The sequence below is a fragment of the Lactococcus sp. S47 genome (genome assembly GCF_016517475.1).
Lineage (GTDB): Bacteria > Bacillota > Bacilli > Lactobacillales > Streptococcaceae > Lactococcus > Lactococcus lactis.
Genome location: NZ_JACVUB010000006.1, coordinates 155,742 through 180,209 on the forward strand (window position 1 = coordinate 155,742; position 24,468 = coordinate 180,209).

Below are 24,468 nucleotides of genomic sequence, written 5' to 3' on the forward strand. Positions count from 1 at the left end.
TCATTAATCATGAAATGAGAAAATTATGAAAAAAGAGAAACGTTCGAACAAGTGGGCTTTCTTAATTTATCAGGAATCTACTCCTGAGGATTATCTGGGAAGGCTTGAAGAACTCCATGTACCATTTATTTTAAGCCCTTGGCATGATAAAGACGTCAATTCAACAACTGGCGAATTTAAAAAATCACATAAACACGGGGCTTTATTCTTTGAATCACTCAAAAGCTACACACAAGTATCCGACCTCGTTTCAGAGAAATTAAATGCCCCTTCACACGTGGAAGTGGTAATGTCCCCCAAAGGCATGTTTGATTATTTCACACATGCAGAAAACCCTGATAAAACAAAATACGATATCAATGAAATTGAAAGTGGCTGTGGATTCAACCTTGAACAATTCCTTACGGAGAATAGCCCTGATTTACTGGGGCAACTTTATCAAGTCATGAGAGATTCAGAGGTCCAAGAATTTGCGGACTTTACAGATTTAATTGCGGAACACTACCCCCACTTTTTACAATTTGTTTTTGACAAGAGTTATTTTTTCAAAATTTATCTTGATTCAAAACGTTACAATTTGAGCAAACCACAAATTTACATAAAGGAGTATAAAAATGACTAAAAAAGTATATGCAAAAAAATCAGAAATTGCTGAAATATTCAGCATTCCACCTCGTACTTTAGATAATATCCTAACAGAGGTTCGACGAAATCCTGATTTTCATAATATTATTCTTAAATGGGGAGTTAAATCAGTGAGAGTCAGTATTTCTGGTTTTGAAGATTTCCTACGTTGGAAATCAAACCAACGTATAAAAACCCTTTGATCCTGTGCTATAATGAGAGTATCTATTTACTCTCTTTTTTGAATAGAAAAGAGAAATTATGAATATAAAAAAAATGCCCAATGGTAAATATCGTTTCCGTGAAAAGTATAGAGATACAGATGGAAGTTGGCATGAAGTTAGTGTAACAATGAAATCAAAAACACGAGAATCACAAAGAGAAGCACTCAACTTAATTGAGAGGAAAATTAAGGAGAAAACTAAAAAAAGGGAAATTAAAGAGAAAAAGATAGAGTCAATTACTGTTACTGAAGTGAGTAATCAGTCTAGCAAGAAAAGAAAAATGGAACTTGCTCCTTCTTCTTTTTATCAAGAATCTTGTTTTTTAAATGTATTTTTGAAAACATTTGGAAAAAAGAAAATCAAAGATATTAAAGCAAGAGATATACAAGACTATATTGTACTTAATTCAAAGTCTATCAAAACAATGCATGCTTTAAAGCGTGGAATCAATAGTATTTTTAAATATGCATACGTTGCAGAATACATTGAATCTAATCCTATTGACCGCCTTGATCTTCCAAAAGATACACGAACTAAAGAGAGTGTTGCCAAGCTAAAACAAAAGTTTTTTACACTTGATGAATTTAACTTACTTATTAAGCAAATGAGATTTGATGCCAGCAATGATGAAACACATAGAAAAATCGATTTAATTGAATTTCTTTTTTGGACTGGGCTTAGAATTGGAGAAGCCCTCGCTCTAAATTGGTCTGATGTAGACTTATTGAATGGAAGAATTTCAATAACAAAGTCATGGGATACAAAGCGGCGACGACTGGGCAATGTTAAAACAATTGATTCTATCAGAGAGATTGATGTTAATTCTCATTGTCTTAACATTGTGCAAAACTTCAAGAAATATAATTCTGAGTTTATATTTGTTACAGAAAAAAGGAAACAAATTAATTACACTGGTCTTTCACAGTTTCTAAAATATGAAGGTGCTAAAACACAATTATTCGGCAAAAATCCTGATTATTTTTCACTTCACATGCTTCGGCATTCCCATATAACTTATTTGGTCAATAAGGGAGTTCCCGAAAAAATGATTATGGAACGTGTTGGACATAAAGATCCTCGAATGATGATGGGAGTTTATACACATATTTTACCTGAGAATCGTATAACTCTGCGCCAAGCTTTAGATTCTAGTACTTCATGGGGACAAAATTTTAATAATCAAAAAATCCCCAAGAAATCCCCAAAAATTATTGAATATAATGAAATATGAGGAAAATAAAAATTCTGTTATGAAGTGAAACAATTGATTTTATGAACTGTTGATGAAACATTCATGAAGTTTGAAATTGAACAAAAAAAAAAGAGCACATAAGCTCCATACTTAGTGCTGCTACCGTCAGGTCCTGACACGCTTCGTAAGAAACTTATTGCTCCGAAAACTATTATAACACAATTTATTTTTTTCGTCTATTTTTAAAGAAATCTTGCATGATTTTTGCACACTCGTCTTCTAAAATCCCCGATTCTACTTGGACTCGATGATTCAGTCGCTTGTCTTCTAAAATCTGATAAAGACTGACCGTTCCTCCAAATTTAGGATTTGTCGCTCCAAAGTAAACTTGTGGAATCCGCGCTAACCCAATTGCTCCGGCACACATGACACAAGGTTCAATGGTAACAAAGAGGGCGCAATCAAGAAGTCGCCAATTTCCCACTGCCTGATTTGCCGCTTCAATCGCACAAACTTCAGCATGATGTGTCGCCCGACCATCAAGCTCTCGCCTATTGAAATCACGCGCAATAATTTCGCCGTCTTTGACAATGACAACTCCAATCGGAACTTCCTCATTTTCAGCTGCTTTCTGCGCTTCTTTGAGTGCTTCCTTCATAAAAAATTCTTTTTCTTCTTCTGTAAAATTCATTTATCCTAAAAATTTCTCTTGTTCAAGACAATATATTTTGACTGGAACTGCTTCAAATTGTTCTAATGTCCCATTGACAATTGTATTATCTAAACAAATATAGTTTCGATGTTTCCCAAATAAAAAACCACTCACATGACCAACAAAGACCTGAACATCAGTGTTTGGTACGCCCACAGCTTTAGCAACACTATTTCGCCGTTCAAAAGAATCACCTGGCAAATGTTCCCAAAACAAATCTTTTGTCTTCTCTTTTTCATAAGAAAGGCTCATTTTTGCACTATGAGAGAGTACCACCCACTTATTTCCAATTTTTTCAATCAACTGTTCTGGCTGACCAAAGTTATTTTTCATTTCTGTCAGTAAAAATTGTCTGTCAGTAACTGACAGTTTTTTCCAGTTTTCAATTGAATACTGCCAGCCATTTGGTGGAGCCCCTTCATAAATATCAATCGTTCCAATTGCATTAGAAAGTTGCTCTTCATCCGTTTTACCGTCACTTGCAAGTTCTGACCACATTTGCTCATGATTTCCCATCATGACTGTCACATGATAACCAGCATCTGGCAAAGTTTTCAACAAATAAAGTAAAGCATCAAAGCCAAAACGGCCATGATCAATGCTATCTCCCAAGACAAAAAGCCGGTCATTTTTACTAAAATGAATCTCTGTCAGCGTTTTTTTCAAGCCAGATAAGCGTCCATGAATGTCAGAAACAAATAAATTACGATGATAGTGCTTATCATCACTGACAAACCTCGTTTTAGAACTGTCAGCACTTTTTTTAACCAATTGTTCAATCTGACTTTTCGTTTTTGGTGGATTGTAATTAAGCACACAATTTTGGATACTGACAAAGCCAAAGAAAATTCCTGTCAGTAAAATAACAAATGAAATGAGGAAAATTAGCTTTTTAAAAGGGCTTATCAAAGTTGCCATTTTTTATGCGGAACTGCTAAATCAGTAATGACAGCATCCCCCGCTGCTTCTTTTGCTTCTGTCAGTAAAATATCCAAATCACCAAATTGTGGCAGATGAGTCAAAATTAATTTTTTAACCTTTGCATCCTTAGCAATTTGACCGGCTTCAATTGATGATAAGTGATTAGGCATTTTTGCTTTATCTTTAAAGAAATAAACATCAGCAAGAAGAAGGTCAGCCTCTTTGGCAAAGTCAGTCAATTCATCAAAATAACCCGTATCTCCAGTATAAATCAAAACTTGTCCCGTTCTGCGTTCAACAATGCGCATGGCATAATTCACCACAGGATGAACTGTTTTTAGAAAAGTAATATCAAAAGGACCAACTTTTGTTCCATTTTCGACATCATAAAGATGACCTTCCGAAACCTTATCCAAAGTTAATTTAGAAAATTCATATTCATTTTCCCCATGGCCATAAATAGGCAACATCATTCCATCCCAACCATCTTGACCCAATGGATAAAGCTGACGATATTGGCGAAGAGCCCCCAAATCTGCAATATGGTCTTCATGATAATGACTCAAAATAACTGCATCAAGTTGAGTTGGTTGCAATTCATGTTCAAGTTCTGTCACTGCGCGTGAACCACAATCTAAAAGCATGTTAAAGCCTGATTCTGATTGTAAAAGATAAGAGGTTGTTCCGGCATCGCGCGTAGGATATCCGCCCCAAACACCTAGTGCTGTTAATTTCATATTTTTTTCTCGCTTTCTTTATTTTTTGCTTAAGTCTATTATAACAAAGCAAAGCTAATTTAGCTTATGCGCCATTTAATCTTTACTGACAAACAAAAAAAGTGGTAGAATCCACCACTTTTACTTTATTTCCAAATTTTATCCACAATCTTTTTAATATGTGCTAATTTAGCCCATTCTTCTTCTTCAGTCAAATCGTTTCCTTCTTCTGTAGAAGCAAATCCACATTGTGTTGAAAGTGCCAAATTTTCAAGTGGAATCGATTCAAGCGCCTCGTCTAAGCGAGCTTTAATGTCTTCATACTTTTCAAGTTCTGGATGTTTAGAAGTGAAAAGTCCTAACACAAGCAAGACATCTTTTCTTTGATTCCAAATTTCTGCTAAGGGAGCAAAAGAACCTGAGCGAGCATCATCGTATTCTAAAAAGAAAGTATCATAATTAAGCTGACCTAAGTATTTTGCCACAGGCTCATAAGAACCCTCAAATAAATAAGTTGATTTGAAATTTCCTCGACAAATATGAGTTGAAACTCTCAAGTCCTCAGGCAAATCCTTCAAGAGCTTATTAACAAGATAGACAATGTCTTCACACATCTTAACATACTTTTCATGGTTTTCTGGATCATCTAATAATCTGGCAATAAGATAAGCCCAAGTCGTATCGTCCAGTTGAATATAACGCGCACCCAATTCATAAAAATGGAGCAAAGTTTCATGATAAGCTTGAGCCAAATCATCTAAGAATTCTTCCCAACTTCCATAAAATTCTGGCCAACGGTCTGAACGACCATCACGATTTGGAATTAACGAAGGTGAAGGAATAGTAACTTTAGGTTCAACTCCTTCTGGTAAAAGACTTTTTAAATAGTTAAAATCCGCAAAAAAGGGATGTTCTGGGTTAAAAGCTACTTTACCAGTCAATTCAATATTAGTTGTCCTTGTTTTTGCACCATGGAATTTATAAGAATCCTCTTGTTCATAAGTCCCAACTCCATTAAGCCCCCAGAGGAAATCTAAGTGCCACCACGAACGATTAAATTCTCCATCTGTCACCGCTTTAAGGCCAACGTTCACTTCTTCTTTCACTAATCTCTTAATTTCAGATTCTTGAATTTTTTTAAAGTCACTTAATGGAAGTTGCCCTTCTGAATAAGCCAAACGTGCTTCTTTTAAAGTTTGGGGACGGAGAAAACTTCCAACGTGGTCAAAATGATAATGCTTATAAGTTTTTGTCATGAAATTACCTAGATTCTATTAGTTTAACTCATTCCATTGTAGCAAAGCGTCATTTCTTTGGTCTTAGAAATTTTTAATGACATGATGTAAATATTTAATATTAAATTCAAGTGATTGACTTAGGAGTCAGACTGGTATAAACTTTTACTTATAAGAGAGGTAGAGAGATGAAAGCAATTGGAACTATTGATTCTAGCAAAAATTTTATTGACTTTGAAATAGAAAAGCCAATCTTAAGACCCCATGATTTATTGATAAAAGTCGAGGCAATCTCAATCAATCCAGTTGATACAAAGGTTAGAAAAGGGATTAAAGGCAATTTAGCAGAACCAAAAATTCTAGGTTGGGATGGTTTAGGAACTGTCGTCGAACTTGGGAGTGAAACTAAGCTTTTTAAGGTTGGGGATAAAGTGTTTTGGGCCGGTGATGTTACTCGTTCAGGTTCAAATGCTGAATTCCAAGCCGTTGATGAACGAATTGTTGGTTTTGCTCCCAAAAATCTGACCAAAGAAAAAGCAGTCGCTATGCCTCTAACAAGTTTGACTGCCTATGAACTTCTCTTTGAAAAACTAGAAGTGACTGATGAATCCAAAGGAAAATCACTCCTCATTATTAATGGTGCAGGGGGTGTTGGCTCAGTAGCAATCCAAATGGCCAAAAATGCCGGATTGACAGTGATTGCTACGGCATCAAATCCTCAAGCCATTGAATGGGTCAAAAATTTTGGCGCCGATTATACCGTCAATCATCATGAAAATTTGGTTCCTCAAGTTCATGAACTTGGCTTTAAGTTTGTAGATTATATTTTAATTTTAAATGCCGTTGTTGAACATATGCCAGCAGTAAATGAGTTAATTGCGCCACAAGGTTCGATTGCAAATATTGTTGAACCAGGGCAAGCTATTAATTTAGATCAACTAGCTCATAAATCTGCACGTTTTAACTTTGAATGGATGTTTACAAAAGTCGTCTCAAATACATCCGATTTACAAAGTCAACATGATATTTTAAATAAAGTTTCTGAATGGCTAGATAATGACGTTCTAAAAAGTACAATGACTCAGAATCTCGGACCAATTACCGCTGAGAATGTGAAAAAAGCTCATGAACTCATTGAAGAAAATCATACAATAGGGAAAATTATCCTATCTTAACGCTTAAAAAAATCCTCTTATTTGAGGATTTTTATATTTCATCAAAACGAACAATTAGATAAACGGCCCCTATCATGAAAGTAGAGCCCATCATTGTCCAACTTCCAAACCAATTTCCAGCAAGTGTTGCAATAGCTGCTCCAGCAAAGAAAATACTGATAAGCGCGGCATATATACCAACTGACCGGAGTTTTTGTTTATCTTTGGTAATGATATACTGAGCAAGATTTGCCGACATGGACTTCATATTACCTGTCATAAAGATACTTCCGTAAGCACGACCATGAACTTTTGTAAAAGTATCATATTGAATCGCCATAAAGTAAGAGAAAATCCCAACATAAAAGGAAACAGGAATCTTCAAGCCCAAACCATAAGCCAAGGCAAAAATTGTCACCCCTAACCATTGAACCAATAACAAATAAGAGGCATCAAAACGGCGACGTTTCATCAAATAGTGAGAATAAAAGCCCCGAGTCATTACTCCTAATATAAAGAAGATAATCGGAATTGCAAAATCCCAAAACCTAGCAAAATCTCCTTTAGCAATATTAATCCCCGCCTGAATAACATTCCCTGATTGTGCACCAATAAAACGGTCATTAAAATGAAAAAATGAGAAACCATCCATAAAACCTGCATTTAATGCAAAAATTAATGCAATACGCAGTTTTTCTTTAACTTGTCTATCCATAATTAGAATTATATCACAAAGATTATTCTCATTGTTTTTCAATAATGGTTTCAATTTCACTTTTTTATTTATTATTCTAGATTTAAGTAATATATTAAATAGTGAAGCGGATTCAAAAGACTAAAAGAAACAACTTTTTTGAGTTATAATGGATTTAAATAATTAAGAAGACAAGCGATTTTTCACTTTACTAACGAGGAGGAGTTAAAATGAACGGCTATCAACAACAATACACTTGTATCAAATGTGGCAATCATAATTTTGAAGAAGATCAACTTCAAGCAACCGGTGGAAATTTTTCAAAGATTTTTGATGTTCAAAATAAGAAATTTATTACTATTTCTTGTTCTCAATGTGGTTATACAGAACTCTACAAAGCACAAACGAGTACGGGAATGAATATTTTAGATTTTTTACTGAACGGTTAGCTTAGGTAGTCAATAAATTTGAAAATAAGACTTAGGTCTTATTTTTATTTAAGAAAATTAAGTTATAATGTAAAGTACATACTTTAAGAAAAGGAAGAGAGTCTTTATGGCCGTTTTGGAATTAAAAAATATTAGGAAATCCTATTTTCTTGGAAAAGAAGAATTTCCTGTCCTCAAAGGAATCAACCTCGAGTTTGAACGTGGTGATTTCGTCAGTCTCCTAGGAGAATCCGGGGGAGGTAAGTCAACTCTGATGAATATCATTGGAGGACTTGACCGTAAATATGAGGGGGATGTCATCGTTGACGGCCTTGCTCAAAAAACAAAAAAAGAAAAAGATATGGATGCTTACCGTCGAGATACTATCGGTTTCATCTTCCAATCTTTCAATCTTGTTAGCTATTTGAGTGTATTAGATAACATTTTAATCAGTCTTAAAATGACAAGCTTATCTGATAAAGAGCGTCATGAAAGAGCGATTGAGCTCACAAAACAAGTTGGTCTTTACGAACACCGTAAGAAAAATCCATCACAACTTTCTGGAGGACAAAAACAAAGAGTCGCAATCGCGCGTGCCCTAGCTTCTGACCCTGAAATTATTCTTGCTGATGAACCTACTGGTGCTCTTGACTCACAAAACACGAAAGAAGTTTTAGCACTCTTACGTCAAATTGCTCAATCTGGTAAGACAGTAATCGTCGTTACTCACTCACAAGAAGTTGCTGATTACGGTACAAGAATTATCCGTTTGGCCGATGGACAAATCACAGGTGACGAACGTCTAAAAGAACCCTATCCTGTTGAATCACATCAACGGATGAACTCAAAAGCATTGTCATATCGTGATACTTTCAGAACAGCCTTTAAACACTTTACTCACTCTTGGAAAATTAATTTATTAATTGCAATCGGAACAGCAATCGGTCTGTTCTCAGTCATCTTTTTCTTAGGACTAGGAAATGGTGCAACCAAATATATGAATGACACCATTACTTCAAGTGTCAATCCGAATGTGGTTACCATCTTCAAGCGGACAACAACTGATAATAAATTAGGAAATGAGCAAGCACTCCAACAAACGCAACAGGAACTTGGGAATGCTGCTACTAACCTTGACAGTGCTCATCTTTCAAAATTGAAAAAAGTTGATAACGTCAAAAAAGTTGAGCCAACTTATTCAATTTCTGGCTTAGGAACACTTACTGCCAGTGATAAATCTAAATCTGGTTTAATGACTCTTGATACTTGGACTCAATCAAATATCAATGATGATTACGTTGCTGGTTCAAAACCTGCTGATGGCGAAATCGCAATCTATGCTAGTGATGCTAAAGAATTAAATAAAGATTATAAATCATTAGTTGGTAAGAAAATTACTTTAAAAATTCCAGCTAAAACAGCTGCTGGAGCAAGTGTTGAAGTTACAAAAGAATTCACTGTATCTGGTATTTTGAAAAATCCTCAAGGCCCAGCAAGCTCTTCTAGCAGCCTAATTGCCACTTACAATACTGTCAAAGCTGCTCTTGAATCTGCTAATGCAGATAGTGATGCCACTTATGCAGTAGTTACAGTTAATAAAGTAGATAATGTCAAATCAACAACTTCTGACATCCAAAACTTGAAAATTGATGGAACAAAAGCATTTGTTACATATAGTGTTACTTCATTCCTCGATGTCATCACTAATATTACAAATATCGTCAGCTATGTTCTTGCCGCTATTGCCGGAATCAGTTTGATTGTCTCAATCTTTATGATTGTTGTTACTACTTACATGTCTGTTGCTGAACGGACAAAAGAAATTGGTGTTATCCGCGCACTCGGTGGACGTAAGAAAGATATTTCTCGTCTCTTCACCGCTGAAAGCTTGATTCTTGGTCTGTCATCAGCCGCTATCGCTATTGGATTTGCCTACCTCGGACAATTCCTCATCAATAAAGCTCTAAGTAGTTTCCTTGACGGGGCAAGTATCGTTCAAATTTCTGGTGGACACATTATCTTTGCGATTATCGTTGCTGTATTAATTGCTCTCCTCGCAAGTTTAGCTCCAAGTGGACGTGCAGCACGTTTGAACACAATTGAAGCCCTCGCTTCTGAATAACATACAAATTCTTCTGTCAGTCATTTCAAATGACTGACAGAACTTGTAGATGAAGTTTATCTACTGACAGCCTCTGTCAGTAAACCTATGATTTCAAAAAATAGACCTTGCCAAAAGACAAAGCCTATTTTTTGTACTTTATATTGTTTGGTGGCCTTCCAGCCTTATGTTAGAATTAAAGTAATAGACAAATAAAAGGAGTATTAATGCAAGAAATAATTATCCAAGTCATGAACCAATTTGGCTACTTTGGTGTTGCCTTTCTCATTATGATTGAGAACATCTTCCCACCAATTCCTTCCGAAGTAATCTTAACTTTCGGTGGTTTCATGACTACTTATAGCGAACTGGGGATTATCGGCATGATTATCGCAGCCACTATTGGTTCTGTGCTTGGTGCATTGATACTCTACTTCGTCGGTCGTCTTTTAAGCGTTGAACGCTTAGAAAAATTAGTTTCTGGACGTTTAGGAAAAGTACTTCGTCTTAAACCAGAGGACATCACAAAAGCTGAAAAATGGTTTTTAAAGAGAGGATATGCAACAATCTTCTTCTGTCGATTCATTCCTTTAATTAGAAGTCTAATTTCAATCCCTGCTGGTTCTGCTAAAATGAAACTCCCAAGTTTTCTTATTTTAACAACCTTGGGAACACTTATTTGGAACATTGTTCTAGTGTGCCTTGGAGCCGCTCTTGGTGATAACTGGGAGATGATTGCTGGAATTCTTGATTCTTACTCTTCAGTTGTGGTTGTGATTTTAGGGATTATTTTCATCCTTGCGATTCTTATCTTTGTCAAGAAACGATTTTTCCCCAAAAATAAAAACTATTCATCTGATACAGAAAAATAAGCTTTAATGCTTATTTTTTTTATAAAATTTCATTAACTTTTGTTATAATTGGTAATACAAAGGAGATTTTATGGTATCTAAAGGGCGTTTAGCCGGTTTTATTGATGCAATTATTGCAGTAATAATGACTATTATGTTATTAGAATTCGAATTACCTAAAACAGGTGGAATTCTTGATTTTTTGAAAGATAATCTCGTCTATCTGATTGCTTACCTTTTGAGTTTTATCTATGTTACAACTTCTTGGTTTAATCAACAATATATGCTTTCACAGGCTGAGAAAATCACTCGTCGAATCTATCATAGTTGCATGATTTGGGTACTCTCATTATCAATGCTTCCTGTACTTTCTGCTTGGGCTGGACGCACAATGGACTTCTTTCATGATTTCGGAATCCACTCACCAAAAGCACCTGCCCTACTCTTTATCGTGATGATTTATATTTGGGGATTTGCATATAGTTATATGACCGATTGTTTTATTGCTGACAATCCTAAAGAAAAGGCTGAACTAATCGCTCAAATGGAAGTTTATCACTATTTACGGAATCCTTTTTGGAAGATTGGAATGGTCATTAGCTTCATTATCACTTTCTTCTATCCCCCTTTTGTATTCATTTATACAGCAGGAGAAATGATTATTGCGACAATAAGAAGTCAAAATAAAAAAAGCTCAACTTAAATCGTTGAGCTTTTTAGTTTATTGACCAACAGTCAATTGTTCTGAAACATACTTAGCATAGAGTGGATGTGTGGCAACAAGTTCATTATGTTTGCCACTCCCTGTGATTTGACCTTTTTCAATGAAGTAAATCTTATCCGCATCAACAATTGTTGAAAGTCTATGCGCAATTACGAGCGTTGTGCGACCTTTCATCAAACTATCTAAAGCCTTTTGAACCATTGATTCTGATTCACTATCTAAACTAGCCGTTGCTTCATCAAGCATCAGGATTTTTGGATTTCTCAAGAAAGCACGAGCAATCGCTAAACGTTGTCTTTGACCACCAGATATTTTCACACCTCGTTCACCAACTTCCGTATTAAGTTGATCAGGCATATTTTCAACAAAGCTTCTTGCAAAAGCTAAGTCAAGAACTTGCCAAAGGTCTTCATCTGTATAGTCTCCTTCAAGTCCATAAGTTAAATTTTCACGAATGGTTCCAGCCATAATTGCTGAATCTTGACTGACAAAACCAATTTGACTCCGCCAATTTTCCAAAGAAATATTATCAATCGGTTGACCATCAATTGTAATTTCTCCTGCCGTTGGTTGATAAAAACGTTCTAAAAGAGAGAAAATTGTTGATTTACCACCACCTGAAGGTCCGGCAAAGGCAATAATTGAATTAGGTTGAGCTTCAAAAGAGATATCACGTAAAATTTGTTCAGAATCATCATAAGCAAAGTCAACATGGCGAGCTGAGAGGGTTTTTCCTTCCAAATCAAGACTTTCTCCTTGATGAAGTACTTCTTGTTCTTCATCAAGTAATTCGGTCAAACGACCTGTTGATCCTGAAGCTTTAGCAAGTTCTGTAAAGAAAGTTGCTACAGTTGGTACGGCTCCGATTAAGTTCATCAAATACATCATCATTCCAAGCAAAGTTCCAAGACTCATGACTCCTGTTGAGATGAGATAAATTCCGTAAGCAAGAAGTCCAAAGATCATCAGCATCATTGATAACATCATAACTGGTGACATCAAACCATCAAAGATGGCTTCTTTTACCCCAATTTTATAAAGGGCATTGACATCATTTTCTGCTTTTTTAGAGGCTTGTTTTTCAGCATTTGAAGATTTTACTAAGCGAATTTCTGATAATGATTCACTAGCAATCCCTTGGAAATTTGCTAAAGAATCTTGTCTAGTTCGCCCAATTTTTTGGCCAAAAGTCATAATCGGGAACATAATGAGCATAACTACTGGAACAGCAATAATCATGGCAAGGGTCAAACGCCATTGCATCTGAAGCATGAAGACAATTGAACCAACCAAAAGTAAAATAGACGTAAAAGCTTGTGGAATACTGTTTGCAATTAAATTTTTAACTTGGGTGGTATCGTTGGCTAAACGAGAACTCATTTCTCCTGTTTTAACTTCATCAAAATATTTTACTGGCAGATGAATCATTTTATCCCAGACACGCGTCCTTAGATTTTTTACAACTGATTCACCAAATATCCCAAGGACAATTGCTGCAATAGCCGAAACAGCAGCTGAACCAATATAAAGAGCGATAACTAAGGCAACTTTGCCACCGTTTACTCCATGTCCAAAACTATTAACAAGTGGTTGAACCATTTTGGGGACTTGTAATTGAATTAGTGTTCCAACGATTCCTGCTAGAATCCCAATGATAAAGAAAAGATAACGTGGCTTTGCAGCACGAATCAATTTGACGAAATGTTTAATGGATGTTTTGTCAACCGCTTTTCCTTCGATACGATTGGCCATTTGTGGACCTCTTTCCATTGTTTGCTTACTTCCTTTTTCTAATTATTGAATTTCAAGACGAAAAGAAATGATTTCAATTACTTTTTATCTTAATTTATTTTTTATTCTTCCAAATAAACTTTGAGGTTTTCTAAGACAAGTTGATAGCCCGCTGGATTTAGATGCGCTCCATCAAAAGTTAATTCTTTTTTCAAATTGCCATTTTCATCAGATAAACCATCATTAACATCAATAAAGTGAAAATGATGGTTATCTGCAAGTTTTTTTATTTTATCTGAAGCTTTTTGAAACTTTTTATTACTTCTCGTTTCAAATAAAGTTTTTTCATCTGAGTCTTGACCAAAATCAACCGTATTAATCGGATAGTAGCGCATCACATAAACTTGCGTTTGAGGTAATTTACTTTCTATTTGAGAAAGAATTTGATCATAGTTATTCAAAAACTCTTCTTCTGGAATCTCAAAACCGATATCATTCGTTCCAATATTAATAAAGATTTTTGAGGGTTCCAAATTAAAAATTTGACTCTCTATGTGTTCTAATAAAAATGAGGTCGTCGTGGCTCTAACCGCCCGATTGTAGATATAGTGTGAAAAAGTAACTTCTCCAGCTTCCTCCCACTTCTCAATAGGAAATATCTCCATTAATGATGAGCCAACAAATAAAGTTTGTCCCTTTTTTGCTGATAGGTTTGCCTTGTCATAGTTTTTAAGAAGTTCTTCTTGAAAAGCTGCAAGCTGAGGGTTTATCGTAAGAGCTTTGGTTTCTTTTGACATTATCTTCTCCTATAAATTTAGCTATTTTAAATCCACTCTACTTTGTTTAATTGAGCCACAAACTGTTTCTCAGCTTCCGGTAAAAACTCAATCGGGTGTTTTTTAGACTCTAGCTTTATCATTGATTTTGCAATAATTTTATCGTGCCAGTTAAAAGGGGTCAAATTATTTACCTCCCCTCCAAAGTTTGCGATAGCTACAGCATTTTTGCGCAAAGGTTCGGCGATTTCTTTTTTAATCACTTTCGTAAAACTATCATATTCAACCATTGTAACGAATGCCGCAAAAGGTTTCGTTTGCAAAATTTCTTGATATTTTTTTAAGAAACTGCCTACTGAACGTTCAAATTTATGACTATAAACAGGGCTGGCAACAATCACAGCATCAAAATCTTTAGGATTTACTACTTCAGCATTTAAATCCACAAGTGTGACCTGATTTAAATGTATCGCTAGCTTTCTAGCGCACTTGGCAGTATTTCCTGTCTTACCAGCGTAAGCGATGAGTGTTCTCATTTTCCGCTCCTTATCTATTCAATCCTTAGAAATCATCCCAGTTTTCTGGTTTTTTAGGTTCTTTATTTTTGTCTGTCTTTGGTTTAGAATCAAAATCTGGACGACGGTTTCCGTCAAAATCACCAAAACGATTTTTCATTTCATCTGAAAAGTGATCCCAATGTTCATTAAAATCGGCTTGATCTCTTCCACCAAAATTATTTCTAAAGCTATCTTTGAGCTGCTTACCAAAGGCTTTCCAATCTTCACCAAACGGAGCTTGTGAGCGTTCGTCACGACGCATACGATTTTGTCCACGTTTCATCTCTTGAGATGAACGACGCATTTCACGTTGCCAATTTTGCATTTCACGGCGCATGTGATTCCCAAATGCATGACGGTCATGAGCATTCATCATATTTTCCATAAATGGATTTCCGAAAAATTGTGCCATTCGTTGGAAATCTTGATCATTACGTGCGTCGTTATTTTCTACTAATTTTTCCATTAGAAAGGCTAATTGTTCTTGTTCTTCATCTGTTAGATTGCCAAAAATTGTTTCTGAAATATCATTATGCATTGTATCACGTGTTTCTTGAGCTTCACGACCTTTATCAGTCAAGAAAATGCGGCTGACACGTTTATCATTCTCATCTTGTTTACGAATAACCATTTCCGCTTCTTCTAATTGTTTAACCTGAGCTGTTACACTTGAAGGTTTAATATCAAGAAGTTCGGCAATTTCTGCATTGGTTAGACCATCTTTATTCCATAATTCAACGAGTAAACCTTGAGCTCCATTGCGGTTACCGCGATTTTTCATTTGTTTTGAAATCCCATCTGCTCTTAAAGCAAAAAGGATGTTTGGATTGTGCAATAGTTTTGAAAATAGATTCAATAAGTTGTTTGTTTGTTCTGACATTATGTATTCTCCTTATATCAAATTCTTTGTAATTCGTCATCAAAAGCATAGATTAGTCGTTCATCTGGGCCTTCAATAAGTCTGATGAACCAATTCAATTTTTGAATTATTATTTTTATCATCTTAATCATTGGTTCTCCTTTACTATCTTTTAATTTCTTGAAAAGTTTAAATTAATTAGTTAGTTTATTTTTTATTTACCTAACAAAAAAGATTATAAAACATTTAATTAGTTTTGTCAACACAAAAACTAACTAAATTAAAAAAATCAGCCCATAGACTGATTTTTTATATTATTCATTTCCTAAATCAAGTTGATAAAGTTCTTTAAATGTTGGGTTATTCTCCAATAATGACTCGGGTTTTCCATCAAATTTAATCGAGCCATTTTCTAAAAATAGAACTCGGTCCATATGATGAACACCTAATAAATGATGAGTAATAAAAATAATTGATTTATCACGAAGCTGTTCAAAAAAGAGACTTAAGAGTTGATTTTCTGTGATTGGGTCAAGTGATACAGTTGGTTCATCAAGAATTACAACATCAACATCTGATAAAAGAACCCGTGCCAAGGCTAAGCGTTGACGTTCTCCACCAGAGAATCGTTCTCCCGCTTCATCTACTGGTGTCAGAAGTTTTTGAGGTAATGATTCAACCATTTTACGGAGGCCAACTAATTCAAGAGCTTCCCAAATTTCAGCATCACTGGCATTGAGTTTCGCCAAAGTCAAATTAGAACGAAGGCTTGTCGCAAAAAGATAAGGGGATTGATTAATGATACCAATTTTTTCTTCAACATTTTTAGCTTTAGATGGCTCAACACCAGAAAATTGAATACTTCCACTTTGGGGAACTAAATCTCCTCTGATTAATCCGGCAAGTGTTGATTTACCCACGCCTGAACGTCCCAATAGAGCGATATGTTCTCCTTGTTTAACTTCTAAATTAAAATTATCAAAGATTTTTTTATTTTCTTCAAATGAAAATTGGAGATTATTGATGACTAAATCTGTAGAAACAATTTTCTCAGTCCTTACTTCTTCATCTTGGTCTGGTAAGTCATTTAAACGATTGATTGAATCGCCATAACGTTGCGTTTCAACCACCGCATCAGACAAAGGAGAAAAAGCATCAAATAAAGGGAAGGCAGCAAGACTAACTGCCGCAATATAATTAGGCGCGTCTCCCAATCTTAAGGCACCAGAAGACCAAATCATCAAATAAATCACTAATGCGCCATAGACAACTTGTAAAAATAAATTTCTTCTACGTCCGAAAGCTAATAGTTTGGCTTGAATTTTTCTAGCAGATAATTCAGAACCTCGATAAGCTGTCAGAAAATCTTCTTTTCTTCCTGAAAGCACCCAATCTTGTAATCCTAAAATATCATCTGTCAAATGAGAAAAAAGTTGATTGCGATAAATTTTGAGTTCTTCATCTAATTTTACTGTAAATTTCAAAGAAATTAATGGCAAGATAACAATCAAAAATCCTAAGAAGAGCGCTAAACCTAAAGCAAACCAAAGTGAGAAAAATCCTCCAGCAATAATTAGAGCAATCGATAAACTTCCAGCAATTAAAACTGGAAATAATGTTCTCAAAAAGAGGTCTTGTAGATTTCCAATATCTTCATTAAGAACACCCAATAAGTCACCTAAACGGTAACGATCTGCTAATGTAATAGCCGTTTTTTCCAGTCGCAAATAGAGTTTTTTTCGTAAGAGACTTGTGATTTTTAAAATCCAATTATGAGAAGTTAATCTTTCGACATAATGCATCACTGGTCGTCCAATCCCAAAAATACGTACAAAGAGAACTGGAACATAAATCATTAAGATATTTTCTGGTTTTGTTGCTGATTTAGAAATGACATATCCTGAGCTGAACATCAAAAGTCCCGCCATCGAAATTGTAATCGTTCCTAAGAAAATAGATAGAATAAAGCCTGAACGATTTTTTTTCAAAAATGGAGAAATCCAGTCATTACCAAACAAAATATTTTTTAATTTCATTATTTCTGACCTCCATTATCTGATGAAGCTTGGCTGACAGAGCTGTCAGTAGATTTATCATTTACTGACGAAAAGTTTGACCTCTCAGATACTTTTTCTTCTTGGTCCTTTACTGATTTGCTCGTTTCATTGTCTAATAAATTTTTGTCATCATCAACACCACGCATCTGACTAAGTAATTTTTGATAGTAAGTATTTTCAGATAATAGTTGTTCAGGAGTTCCAATTCCTGCGACCTGTCCCTCGTTTAATACAATGACCAAATCCATTGATGAAAGCCAATGAAGACGATGAGTAGCAATGAAAACAAGTTTATTTTCAAGTAAAGGTAAAATATTTGCTTTAATTTCTAATTCGGTTTCAATGTCCAGATGAGCTGTCGGTTCATCAAGAAACAAAATATTGCGGGTATGACTTAAAAATGCTCTGGCTAATGCAACACGTTGAGCCTGTCCCCCTGAAATTGTACGACCACTGGCCCCAATTTGTCCATCAAGACCAATTTCATCGATAAGACTTTCTAAACCAGCAAGTTTTGCTGCTGCTTTGATTTCGTCATCAGTAGAATCAGGTTCGTAAAAAGCTAAATTTTCACGAAAAGTTCCTGCAAAAATATAAGTCTTTTGTGGAATGAATTGAACTGACTGACGATAGTTTTCGTCAGTTAAAGAAGTCAAACTTTGCTCATTTAGTTTAATTTCACCAGCTGTTGGTTTTAGAAATCCAGCCAGCATTGAAAGCAATGTTGATTTACCAGAACCTGAATTTCCGACAATGGCAATTTTTTTAAAGCCATTTACTGACAGATTAACATTTGAGATTCCACGCCCTGTGTCATAAATTTTTCCTAACTCTGTCAGTTGAAGTTGTGAATTTGCACTCCAAGTTATTTTTTCTGTAAGTACTGACAAAGTATTTTCCTCAGTTGAAAGAACCTCATTCACAGCTGCCAAAGCATTTTTTCCATTGAGCGTCGCATGATAATCACTTGCAAAATCACGCAGTGGAAGGAAATATTCTGGCGCTAAAATTAGAGCCGCTAAAGCTGGAAAAAGTAAAATATCACCGCTCATTAACCGAAGTCCCAAAAAAAGTGCGACAACAGCAACCGAAAGACTTGCAAAAAAATCAAGGGCAAAGGTTGAAAGCATAGCAATTCTCAATGCGCCCATCGTTTCTTTACGAAAGTCTTCAGAAGTTTTATAAATTGAATTTGAGTAATCTTTAGACAATCCAAAATATTTCAATGTAGAAATTCCACGCAATGAATCTAAAAAGTGATTTGATAAATATTGGAAAGTTTTATATTGACGTTCAGCACGTCCTTGTGCTGCGTATCCCAATAGAATCATAAAAATAATTGCAAAAGGAAATGTCAAAGTTAACACAATTCCACTTTGCCAATCAAGAAAATACACTGGAATCAAAATTAACATTGGGATGATCATCATATTTAAGACTTTGGATAGGACCAATTTAATATAATTTTCAACCTGATCAATTCCTGTGATTACTGTTGTTGCAGCTGAGCCCGAACCTAAATTAGCAATAGCAACTGGACCAAGTCGGAAAAATTTATCCAACATATCCCCCCGCAATTTTGTTGCTAATTGGTAAGCAAGTTTATCCAGAGCCTTTGAACGACCAAAATTAATAATTTCACGGCTCAAAAAGCAAGCAAAAAAGCCCAAAACCCAAGGAATGGTATGAGAAAATAATTGTCCTTGCCAAAGCTTAGTAATCGCAGTAGCTAGAAATAAAGCTTGACCGGCAATTGCAATGAATTGAAAAACTGCCAGAATCCCCAGTATCGGAAACATTCTTCTTACACCTGGCAGTTCAAAAAGAGATTTATCAATCATGTTTAAAGTTACTGATGAGATAATATTTTACTGATAGAACTTACCAACAAAGCTGACAGTTCCTTCATTTACCGATTGAATGACTTCCTCTGGGAGCATTCAACTGACAGAACTTATCAGCAAGGTCGGCAGTTTCTAAAATCTGCTCATAGAATTTCTGTCAGTAAAATAAAATTCCTCAGTTCCTTTCTAAAAAATTTAGGTCAGAAAAAATTTTCCTGACCATAATATGTAGTTGTCTTAATTAATTATATCAATTTACAAACTAATCTGAAAATAACTGGTCCAACCAGTTATTTTCATGTTTTATTTTTTAATTCTTTTTCTGAAAATGAAATAGGTCCAGCCCATATAGATGAGTACAAATGGTAAGATAACCAGAGTAATGATCGTCATTGTTTTCAAAGTATAGCCTGTTGAACTAGCATTTTTAATCAAAATACTGTGAGCAGGGTTAGTTGCAATCATTACACGTGGGAAAATCCCTTGGAAAATCAATGCAACAAGGGCAATGAAAGTCAAACCTGAAGCTAAGAAAGCAGACATTTCTTTTCCTGCACGAACAGATAAATGTGCCACAAGAGTTAGAATAACAATCAAAGCAAGTAAAACTAAAGTTCCAATAAAATGTTTTTCAAAGAAATCAGTGAAAATAGCTAGCAATACAGCAAATACAACTTCACCAGCATAAAGAACAAAATAGAGGATATTAGCTATCTTTGCAGCTCTCTCACGCAAAGCTCCCTCTGTTTTCAAAGCTAAATAATTTAAGCCATGAAGCCAAGCTAAGAGCATTACAGCAACACCACCAACGACTGACAAAAAGTTAACGTAAGTAGTAAAAGTAGCAGTCACATTTCCTTTAGCATCCATTGGAACGCCTTGAATCATACTTGTAAACATCAATCCAAAGAGAAATGGAATAGCAAAACTTGCAACGCCCAAAACTTTTGTCCAGAGCATTTTTCCTTTTTCCGTATGTGAGTGATGACGAAATTCAAATGTTACTCCCCGGAAAATCAAACCTACTAAAATCAAAAATAGAATAAGATAGAAACCAGAGAACAATGAAGCATACCAATAAGGGAATGAAGCAAACATTGCCCCACCGGCAGTTAATAACCAAACTTCATTCAAATCCCAAACTGGGCCAATTGATCCGATAGCTTGTTCAACCTCACGTTTGTCCTTGGCAATTGTGATTGCACTCATTCCTACACCGTAGTCAAAACCTTCGAGGAAGAAAAAGCCACTAAATAATACTCCAACAATAATAAACCAAAAAAGTTGTAATCCAGTCATTATTTATCCACCCCTTTCTCATCAGTTTCTTTTTGAATTTCACTATCTTCTTTTAATGAAGGAGCAAAATTTTCTTGACTAAATGAATCTAAAGAAACATAAGCTGTTTCCGCTCCTTCTACTCCTTGTTTCATTCTTTGAAGCGTAAAGTAAACCATCACAGCACCAAGGAAACAGAACAGGAAGAAATAGACGATATTTGAGAATAAAAGTGAACCGACAGAAACATTTGGTGAAACTGAATCTTTGATTGTAAATAAACCATAAACGGTCCAAGGATAACGACCAAGTTCAGTAACTAACCAACCTGAGGTAATCGCAAGGAAAGGTGCAAATAGCATCCAACGATAAACTTGTAAGCCAAATTTATTTTCATATAGACTTGGTTTTTTCTTTCTAGTCCAAAATAGCCCCAGAGCAGAAAGTAAAATCATTAACATTGATAGACCGGCCATAATCCGGAAAGTCCAGAAAAGAACCGTTACTGGTGGGAAGAAATTTCCGCCAATTTCTTTAGCTACATCAGGATATTTCTTTTGAAGTTGAGCGTTAATTTCATTCATCCCTTCAACCGAACCGCTTGGACGGTGATAAGTCAGAATTGAAAGCATATAAGGAATTTGAATTCCAAATACTTCTTTGTGGTCAGCTTCATTAAAGAAGGCAACCATATCCCAAGCCGCAGGGTCAGGTGTTGTTTCATAAACCCCTTCAGTTGCAGCAAATTTCATAGGTTGAGAGTTTTTAACTTCAATCATTTGTTGGTCACCAGCAACAAAGTTACCAACTGCACCGATTAGAGCTACTAAAAGTCCTAAACGTAAAACTGGTTTAAACATATCAATTTCACGATTTTTAAGAATTTGATAAGCTGAAATACCAGCAACCACAAAACCACCAGTTACAAGGAAACCTGTTGCCACGTGGCTAAATTCCAAAATAGTTTGAGGATTTGTCAAAAGGGCAGAGAAACTTGTTAATGTTGCTCGTCCACCTTTAACTTCATATCCCACTGGATTTTGCATCCATGAGTTTGCCGCTAAAATCCATAAAGATGATAAGAAGGTCCCAACAAATACAATCCAAAGTGTTGCATTATGCAATTTCTTACCTAATTTATCCCAACCAAACATCCATACTCCAAGGAATGTAGATTCCAAGAAGAAGGCAAGTAAGGCCTCAACGGCTAAAGGTGCGCCAAATATATCACCAACATAGCGAGAATAATCTGACCAGTTCATTCCAAATTGAAATTCTTGGATAATACCAGTTACGACCCCTACTGCAAAGGATAAGAGCATAATTGATCCAAAAAATTTCGTCCGTTTTTTCCATTTTTCATCACCAGTTTTCACATAGATAGTTTCCATGATCGCTGTCATGAGAACCATTCCGACAGAAAGTGGTACAAAGAAAAAGTGGAAGATTGTCGTCATCGCAAACTGAAAGCGTGCGAGAGTTTCAATGGTAAACATTGTTTATCTCCTTATTTTTATTTACTATATATCAAATAGATATAGACTAATTTTAAAAATATTTTTATCTAAGACTAGCTTTGGTCCTTGGTTTAATAAAAATATTTATTTTATTAATAAATAAAATAAGAGAATTTTTAAAGTTAACAAGATTTTTCAATAATAATTAATAATTAAAAATATCAGTTCTAATCGTAAATCTATAACTTTTCACTATTTCTTATCAATTTATTTATTAATTTAGCAACAGAAAAACAATAATTATTTTTTCTACAGGCCTCTTCTCAGTATCTTTTCAAACACAAAATGTTCAAAGTTTTTAGTAAACTCATATTTCTTAGTCAACCACTTTTAATGGATGACCGTGCTTGAGTATCCTTACTTTGAATTTTATATTTTTAATAACAGAGTAACTGCGAGTTTTCGAATAAAAATAGCTTTGCTTCTCACCTCTATCCTCTATAAGTTTTATTTGTAAATAAGTGATTTCATACTTTATTTTAGCATTTGTGAATGTCTTTGGCCTTTTAACCAAAGGCACTAACATCTGCAAATAATTTAAAATCACGTTACACTATATTTTATCATAATGTAAGCGCAGATAAAAACGATTGATTTGTAAAAGACTTTTAACAAGCGTAACTTTTCAGACACTTCTATAGTTTTTAAAATACAAAAAACCTATCATTAAAGATAGGTTTTATTAATTACTAATTAACGAACATCTCCCATTAATTTCAAAATAGGTTTTTTGACAATAAGGAGGGTAATTCCCACGATAATACCAATAATACCAGTAATCGCAAAGAAGTGAACTTCTGTTGCTGCTTTAAAGAGTGGTGTAATTTGAGCATTGATTGCTTGTGAAGTTGAATCTGCCAAGAACCACATCGCCATCATTTGTGATTGGAAAGCAACTGGAGCTAATTTTGTTGAAACTGATAATCCAACTGGTGAAACAAGTAATTCACCTGCCATTTGGACAGCAAACATCAATACTAACCAAAGAGCACTTGCACGACCAGAAGTTCCGTTCAAGAGACCTGGAAGTGTCATAATCAAATAAGAAATCCCTGTCAACATCAAACCAAGACCAAATTTTACAATTGTTGAAGGTTGACGTTCACCCAATTTATTCCAAAGACGAACAAAGATAGGTGACAAGAGAACGATGAAGAGCGGGTTCAATAATTGATACCAAGAAGGGTCAATATGGAAAGTAATTCCAAACCAAGTTGGGTCCAAATTAGAACGTGATTCTCCCCAAACCGCAATAATTGTAGAACTTTGTTCTTCAATTGCCCAAAAGACAATAGCAGAAAGGAACAAAGGAATATATGCTGTTAATTTACGACGTTCATCTGATTCTACCTTTTTAGAGGTAAACATCATTACGAAATAAATAATTGGAACAACAATACCGATAATCGATAAAACATTAATGAAGTTATTAATGAAATTAGCTGGACTTGCTTGATAAAGTAAGAAGAAACCAATAATTGCGACAATAACAACAATTGTCAATGTAATAAGAAAATTACGTCTTGCTTTTGAATCCATTGGATTTGAAGGCTCGCGTCCAATTTCTGGGAAGTGACGAAGACGTCCATACCAATAAGCAAATAATGCAAAAATCATACCGATAGCTGCAAGTGAGAATCCTAAGTGATAATTCACGCCTTGTCCAACTGTCCCAACAATCAATGGAGCAATCAGAGAACCCATGTTAATTCCGACAACAAAGATATTGAATCCAGTGTCACGACGTGAGTCATCTTTAGAATAAAGATGTCCAACCATATTTGAAATATTCGGTTTAAGCATCCCTGTTCCCAAGATAATTAAGAATAATGCCACGAACAGTGAAGATAAACCAAATGGTGTTGCTAAAGCGATGTGTCCCAAAGTGATTAAAATTCCACCAAGGAAGATTGTGCGCGAAGCGCCCAACAAGCGGTCAGCAACCCACCCTCCAACGATTGTTGAAAGATAGACAAGTGCACCATAGATACTTACAATCGCCATTGCTTGAGCTTTAGGAAGTCCTAAACCTGCGTTGTCAGCAGTTGTCAATGCATAGAGGTAATAAACCAGAATGGCACGCATCCCATAGTAAGAAAAACGCTCCCAGAACTCAGTCTGAAAAAGCGTCAATAGGCCGCGAGGTTGACCGAAAAATGTTTTTTCTGTTTTGTTTAAGTTTTGCATAGATTATATTATAAAGTTTTCTATACAACTTGTCAAGTTGTCAAACAATTTTGCCTATACAGATTCTTTGAAAAACGCGGGAAAAA

General features: G+C 35.2%; 22 protein-coding genes and 1 other RNA gene. 8 read left to right on the top strand and 15 right to left on the bottom strand.

The features are described 5' to 3' along the window. Positions 1 to 25: 25 nt before the first annotated feature. The 3 genes from IAE52_RS07925 to IAE52_RS07935 are packed head-to-tail and all read left to right on the top strand — an operon-like array spanning position 26 to position 2,079. Positions 26 to 622: a replication protein gene (locus IAE52_RS07925; RefSeq protein WP_200136765.1), complete on the top strand. Its 597-nt coding sequence runs from the start codon at positions 26 to 28 to the stop codon at positions 620 to 622. After that, positions 615 to 827: a DNA-binding protein gene (locus tag IAE52_RS07930; protein WP_200136766.1), complete on the top strand. Its 213-nt coding sequence runs from the start codon at positions 615 to 617 to the stop codon at positions 825 to 827. The genes IAE52_RS07925 and IAE52_RS07930 overlap by 8 nt, the downstream gene beginning before the upstream one ends. A gap of 58 nt (positions 828 to 885) precedes the next feature. Beyond that, entirely contained in the window at positions 886 to 2,079 is a 1,194-nt protein-coding gene (locus IAE52_RS07935) for a site-specific integrase (protein WP_200136767.1), read from the top strand. Positions 2,080 to 2,162: 83 nt separating this feature from the next. Here IAE52_RS07935 and ffs read toward each other — a convergent pair. The 5 genes from ffs to IAE52_RS07960 form a co-directional block, all read right to left on the bottom strand. Beyond that, an RNA gene (ffs, locus tag IAE52_RS07940) (signal recognition particle sRNA small type) lies at positions 2,163 to 2,248 on the bottom strand. Positions 2,249 to 2,263: 15 nt separating this feature from the next. After that, positions 2,264 to 2,731 (bottom strand): tRNA adenosine(34) deaminase TadA, encoded by a 468-nt coding sequence (gene tadA, locus IAE52_RS07945; protein WP_003129664.1) that lies wholly within the window; start codon positions 2,729 to 2,731, stop codon positions 2,264 to 2,266. After that, entirely contained in the window at positions 2,732 to 3,670 is a 939-nt protein-coding gene (locus tag IAE52_RS07950; RefSeq protein ID WP_109990722.1) for a metallophosphoesterase, read from the bottom strand. Further along, complete coding sequence (locus tag IAE52_RS07955) at positions 3,658 to 4,410, bottom strand: MBL fold metallo-hydrolase (protein ID WP_017864291.1); 753 nt, start codon at positions 4,408 to 4,410, stop codon at positions 3,658 to 3,660. Before IAE52_RS07955 ends, IAE52_RS07950 begins: the two co-directional genes overlap by 13 nt. Before the next feature lie 125 nt (positions 4,411 to 4,535). Beyond that, positions 4,536 to 5,645 carry a vitamin B12 independent methionine synthase gene (locus IAE52_RS07960; protein ID WP_003129660.1) on the bottom strand — a complete coding sequence of 370 codons (1,110 nt, stop codon included), beginning with the start codon at positions 5,643 to 5,645 and terminating at the stop codon, positions 4,536 to 4,538. Positions 5,646 to 5,812: 167 nt separating this feature from the next. Between IAE52_RS07960 and IAE52_RS07965 the strand changes: the two genes are divergently transcribed. Further along, positions 5,813 to 6,799, top strand: coding sequence for a zinc-binding alcohol dehydrogenase family protein (locus IAE52_RS07965; protein WP_081199383.1), 987 nt, complete (start codon positions 5,813 to 5,815; stop codon positions 6,797 to 6,799). A 31-nt stretch (positions 6,800 to 6,830) separates the two neighbouring features. On the opposite strand, the gene IAE52_RS07970 is transcribed toward IAE52_RS07965, so the two are convergent. Continuing rightward, entirely contained in the window at positions 6,831 to 7,493 is a 663-nt protein-coding gene (locus IAE52_RS07970) for a YoaK family protein (protein ID WP_003129657.1), read from the bottom strand. Between the two features lie 209 nt (positions 7,494 to 7,702). Between IAE52_RS07970 and IAE52_RS07975 the strand changes: the two genes are divergently transcribed. From IAE52_RS07975 to IAE52_RS07990, 4 genes are all read left to right on the top strand, one after another. Beyond that, entirely contained in the window at positions 7,703 to 7,921 is a 219-nt protein-coding gene (locus IAE52_RS07975; protein WP_003129656.1) for a zinc ribbon domain-containing protein, read from the top strand. 106 nt (positions 7,922 to 8,027) lie between these two features. Then, positions 8,028 to 10,022 carry an ATP-binding cassette domain-containing protein gene (locus IAE52_RS07980; RefSeq protein ID WP_058206616.1) on the top strand — a complete coding sequence of 665 codons (1,995 nt, stop codon included), beginning with the start codon at positions 8,028 to 8,030 and terminating at the stop codon, positions 10,020 to 10,022. Between the two features lie 206 nt (positions 10,023 to 10,228). Beyond that, positions 10,229 to 10,873: a DedA family protein gene (locus IAE52_RS07985; protein WP_010905527.1), complete on the top strand. Its 645-nt coding sequence runs from the start codon at positions 10,229 to 10,231 to the stop codon at positions 10,871 to 10,873. A gap of 70 nt (positions 10,874 to 10,943) precedes the next feature. Further along, on the top strand, positions 10,944 to 11,555 hold the full coding sequence (locus tag IAE52_RS07990; RefSeq protein ID WP_015426050.1) for a TMEM175 family protein: 612 nt from the start codon (positions 10,944 to 10,946) through the stop codon (positions 11,553 to 11,555). Between the two features lie 18 nt (positions 11,556 to 11,573). Here IAE52_RS07990 and lmrA read toward each other — a convergent pair whose 3' ends face one another. The 9 genes from lmrA to IAE52_RS08035 form a co-directional block, all read right to left on the bottom strand. Beyond that, positions 11,574 to 13,328, bottom strand: a complete 1,755-nt coding sequence (gene lmrA, locus IAE52_RS07995) for a multidrug efflux ABC transporter LmrA (RefSeq protein WP_032943351.1) — start codon at positions 13,326 to 13,328, stop codon at positions 11,574 to 11,576. Positions 13,329 to 13,429: 101 nt separating this feature from the next. After that, positions 13,430 to 14,104, bottom strand: a complete 675-nt coding sequence (locus IAE52_RS08000; RefSeq protein ID WP_033898741.1) for an SGNH/GDSL hydrolase family protein — start codon at positions 14,102 to 14,104, stop codon at positions 13,430 to 13,432. A gap of 26 nt (positions 14,105 to 14,130) precedes the next feature. Then, positions 14,131 to 14,619 (bottom strand): flavodoxin domain-containing protein, encoded by a 489-nt coding sequence (locus IAE52_RS08005; protein ID WP_033898739.1) that lies wholly within the window; start codon positions 14,617 to 14,619, stop codon positions 14,131 to 14,133. Between the two features lie 25 nt (positions 14,620 to 14,644). Next, on the bottom strand, positions 14,645 to 15,520 hold the full coding sequence (locus tag IAE52_RS08010) for a MarR family winged helix-turn-helix transcriptional regulator (RefSeq protein ID WP_003129644.1): 876 nt from the start codon (positions 15,518 to 15,520) through the stop codon (positions 14,645 to 14,647). 293 nt (positions 15,521 to 15,813) lie between these two features. After that, positions 15,814 to 17,535, bottom strand: coding sequence for a thiol reductant ABC exporter subunit CydC (gene cydC / locus IAE52_RS08015; protein ID WP_109990721.1), 1,722 nt, complete (start codon positions 17,533 to 17,535; stop codon positions 15,814 to 15,816). Next, a complete protein-coding gene (cydD, locus tag IAE52_RS08020; RefSeq protein WP_187398214.1) occupies positions 17,535 to 19,397 on the bottom strand; it encodes a thiol reductant ABC exporter subunit CydD in 1,863 nt (620 codons plus the stop codon). Before cydD ends, cydC begins: the two co-directional genes overlap by 1 nt. A gap of 306 nt (positions 19,398 to 19,703) precedes the next feature. Further along, complete coding sequence (gene cydB / locus IAE52_RS08025; RefSeq protein WP_003129639.1) at positions 19,704 to 20,699, bottom strand: cytochrome d ubiquinol oxidase subunit II; 996 nt, start codon at positions 20,697 to 20,699, stop codon at positions 19,704 to 19,706. After that, positions 20,699 to 22,174, bottom strand: a complete 1,476-nt coding sequence (locus tag IAE52_RS08030; protein ID WP_109990719.1) for a cytochrome ubiquinol oxidase subunit I — start codon at positions 22,172 to 22,174, stop codon at positions 20,699 to 20,701. Before IAE52_RS08030 ends, cydB begins: the two co-directional genes overlap by 1 nt. Before the next feature lie 714 nt (positions 22,175 to 22,888). Then, positions 22,889 to 24,382 (bottom strand): peptide MFS transporter, encoded by a 1,494-nt coding sequence (locus IAE52_RS08035; RefSeq protein ID WP_109990718.1) that lies wholly within the window; start codon positions 24,380 to 24,382, stop codon positions 22,889 to 22,891. Between the last annotated feature and the right edge of the window lie 86 nt (positions 24,383 to 24,468).

Excerpts from the sequence above, each read along its gene's own strand:
- IAE52_RS07930 (WP_200136766.1), top strand. The coding sequence starts at position 615 with ATGACTAAAAAAGTATATGCAAAAAAATCAGAAATTGCTGAAATATTC.
- IAE52_RS08010 (WP_003129644.1), bottom strand. The coding sequence starts at position 15,520 with ATGTCAGAACAAACAAACAACTTATTGAATCTATTTTCAAAACTATTG.
- IAE52_RS08000 (WP_033898741.1), bottom strand. The coding sequence starts at position 14,104 with ATGTCAAAAGAAACCAAAGCTCTTACGATAAACCCTCAGCTTGCAGCT.
- IAE52_RS07985 (WP_010905527.1), top strand. The coding sequence starts at position 10,229 with ATGCAAGAAATAATTATCCAAGTCATGAACCAATTTGGCTACTTTGGT.
- IAE52_RS08005 (WP_033898739.1), bottom strand. The coding sequence starts at position 14,619 with ATGAGAACACTCATCGCTTACGCTGGTAAGACAGGAAATACTGCCAAG.
- lmrA (WP_032943351.1), bottom strand. The coding sequence starts at position 13,328 with ATGGCCAATCGTATCGAAGGAAAAGCGGTTGACAAAACATCCATTAAA.
- IAE52_RS08035 (WP_109990718.1), bottom strand. The coding sequence starts at position 24,382 with ATGCAAAACTTAAACAAAACAGAAAAAACATTTTTCGGTCAACCTCGC.
- IAE52_RS07975 (WP_003129656.1), top strand. The coding sequence starts at position 7,703 with ATGAACGGCTATCAACAACAATACACTTGTATCAAATGTGGCAATCAT.
- IAE52_RS07960 (WP_003129660.1), bottom strand. The coding sequence starts at position 5,645 with ATGACAAAAACTTATAAGCATTATCATTTTGACCACGTTGGAAGTTTT.
- IAE52_RS07965 (WP_081199383.1), top strand. The coding sequence starts at position 5,813 with ATGAAAGCAATTGGAACTATTGATTCTAGCAAAAATTTTATTGACTTT.
- cydB (WP_003129639.1), bottom strand. The coding sequence starts at position 20,699 with ATGACTGGATTACAACTTTTTTGGTTTATTATTGTTGGAGTATTATTT.
- IAE52_RS07935 (WP_200136767.1), top strand. The coding sequence starts at position 886 with ATGAATATAAAAAAAATGCCCAATGGTAAATATCGTTTCCGTGAAAAG.
- IAE52_RS07950 (WP_109990722.1), bottom strand. The coding sequence starts at position 3,670 with ATGGCAACTTTGATAAGCCCTTTTAAAAAGCTAATTTTCCTCATTTCA.
- IAE52_RS07970 (WP_003129657.1), bottom strand. The coding sequence starts at position 7,493 with ATGGATAGACAAGTTAAAGAAAAACTGCGTATTGCATTAATTTTTGCA.
- IAE52_RS07990 (WP_015426050.1), top strand. The coding sequence starts at position 10,944 with ATGGTATCTAAAGGGCGTTTAGCCGGTTTTATTGATGCAATTATTGCA.
- cydD (WP_187398214.1), bottom strand. The coding sequence starts at position 19,397 with ATGATTGATAAATCTCTTTTTGAACTGCCAGGTGTAAGAAGAATGTTT.
- IAE52_RS07925 (WP_200136765.1), top strand. The coding sequence starts at position 26 with ATGAAAAAAGAGAAACGTTCGAACAAGTGGGCTTTCTTAATTTATCAG.
- tadA (WP_003129664.1), bottom strand. The coding sequence starts at position 2,731 with ATGAATTTTACAGAAGAAGAAAAAGAATTTTTTATGAAGGAAGCACTC.
- IAE52_RS07955 (WP_017864291.1), bottom strand. The coding sequence starts at position 4,410 with ATGAAATTAACAGCACTAGGTGTTTGGGGCGGATATCCTACGCGCGAT.
- IAE52_RS07980 (WP_058206616.1), top strand. The coding sequence starts at position 8,028 with ATGGCCGTTTTGGAATTAAAAAATATTAGGAAATCCTATTTTCTTGGA.
- cydC (WP_109990721.1), bottom strand. The coding sequence starts at position 17,535 with ATGAAATTAAAAAATATTTTGTTTGGTAATGACTGGATTTCTCCATTT.
- IAE52_RS08030 (WP_109990719.1), bottom strand. The coding sequence starts at position 22,174 with ATGTTTACCATTGAAACTCTCGCACGCTTTCAGTTTGCGATGACGACA.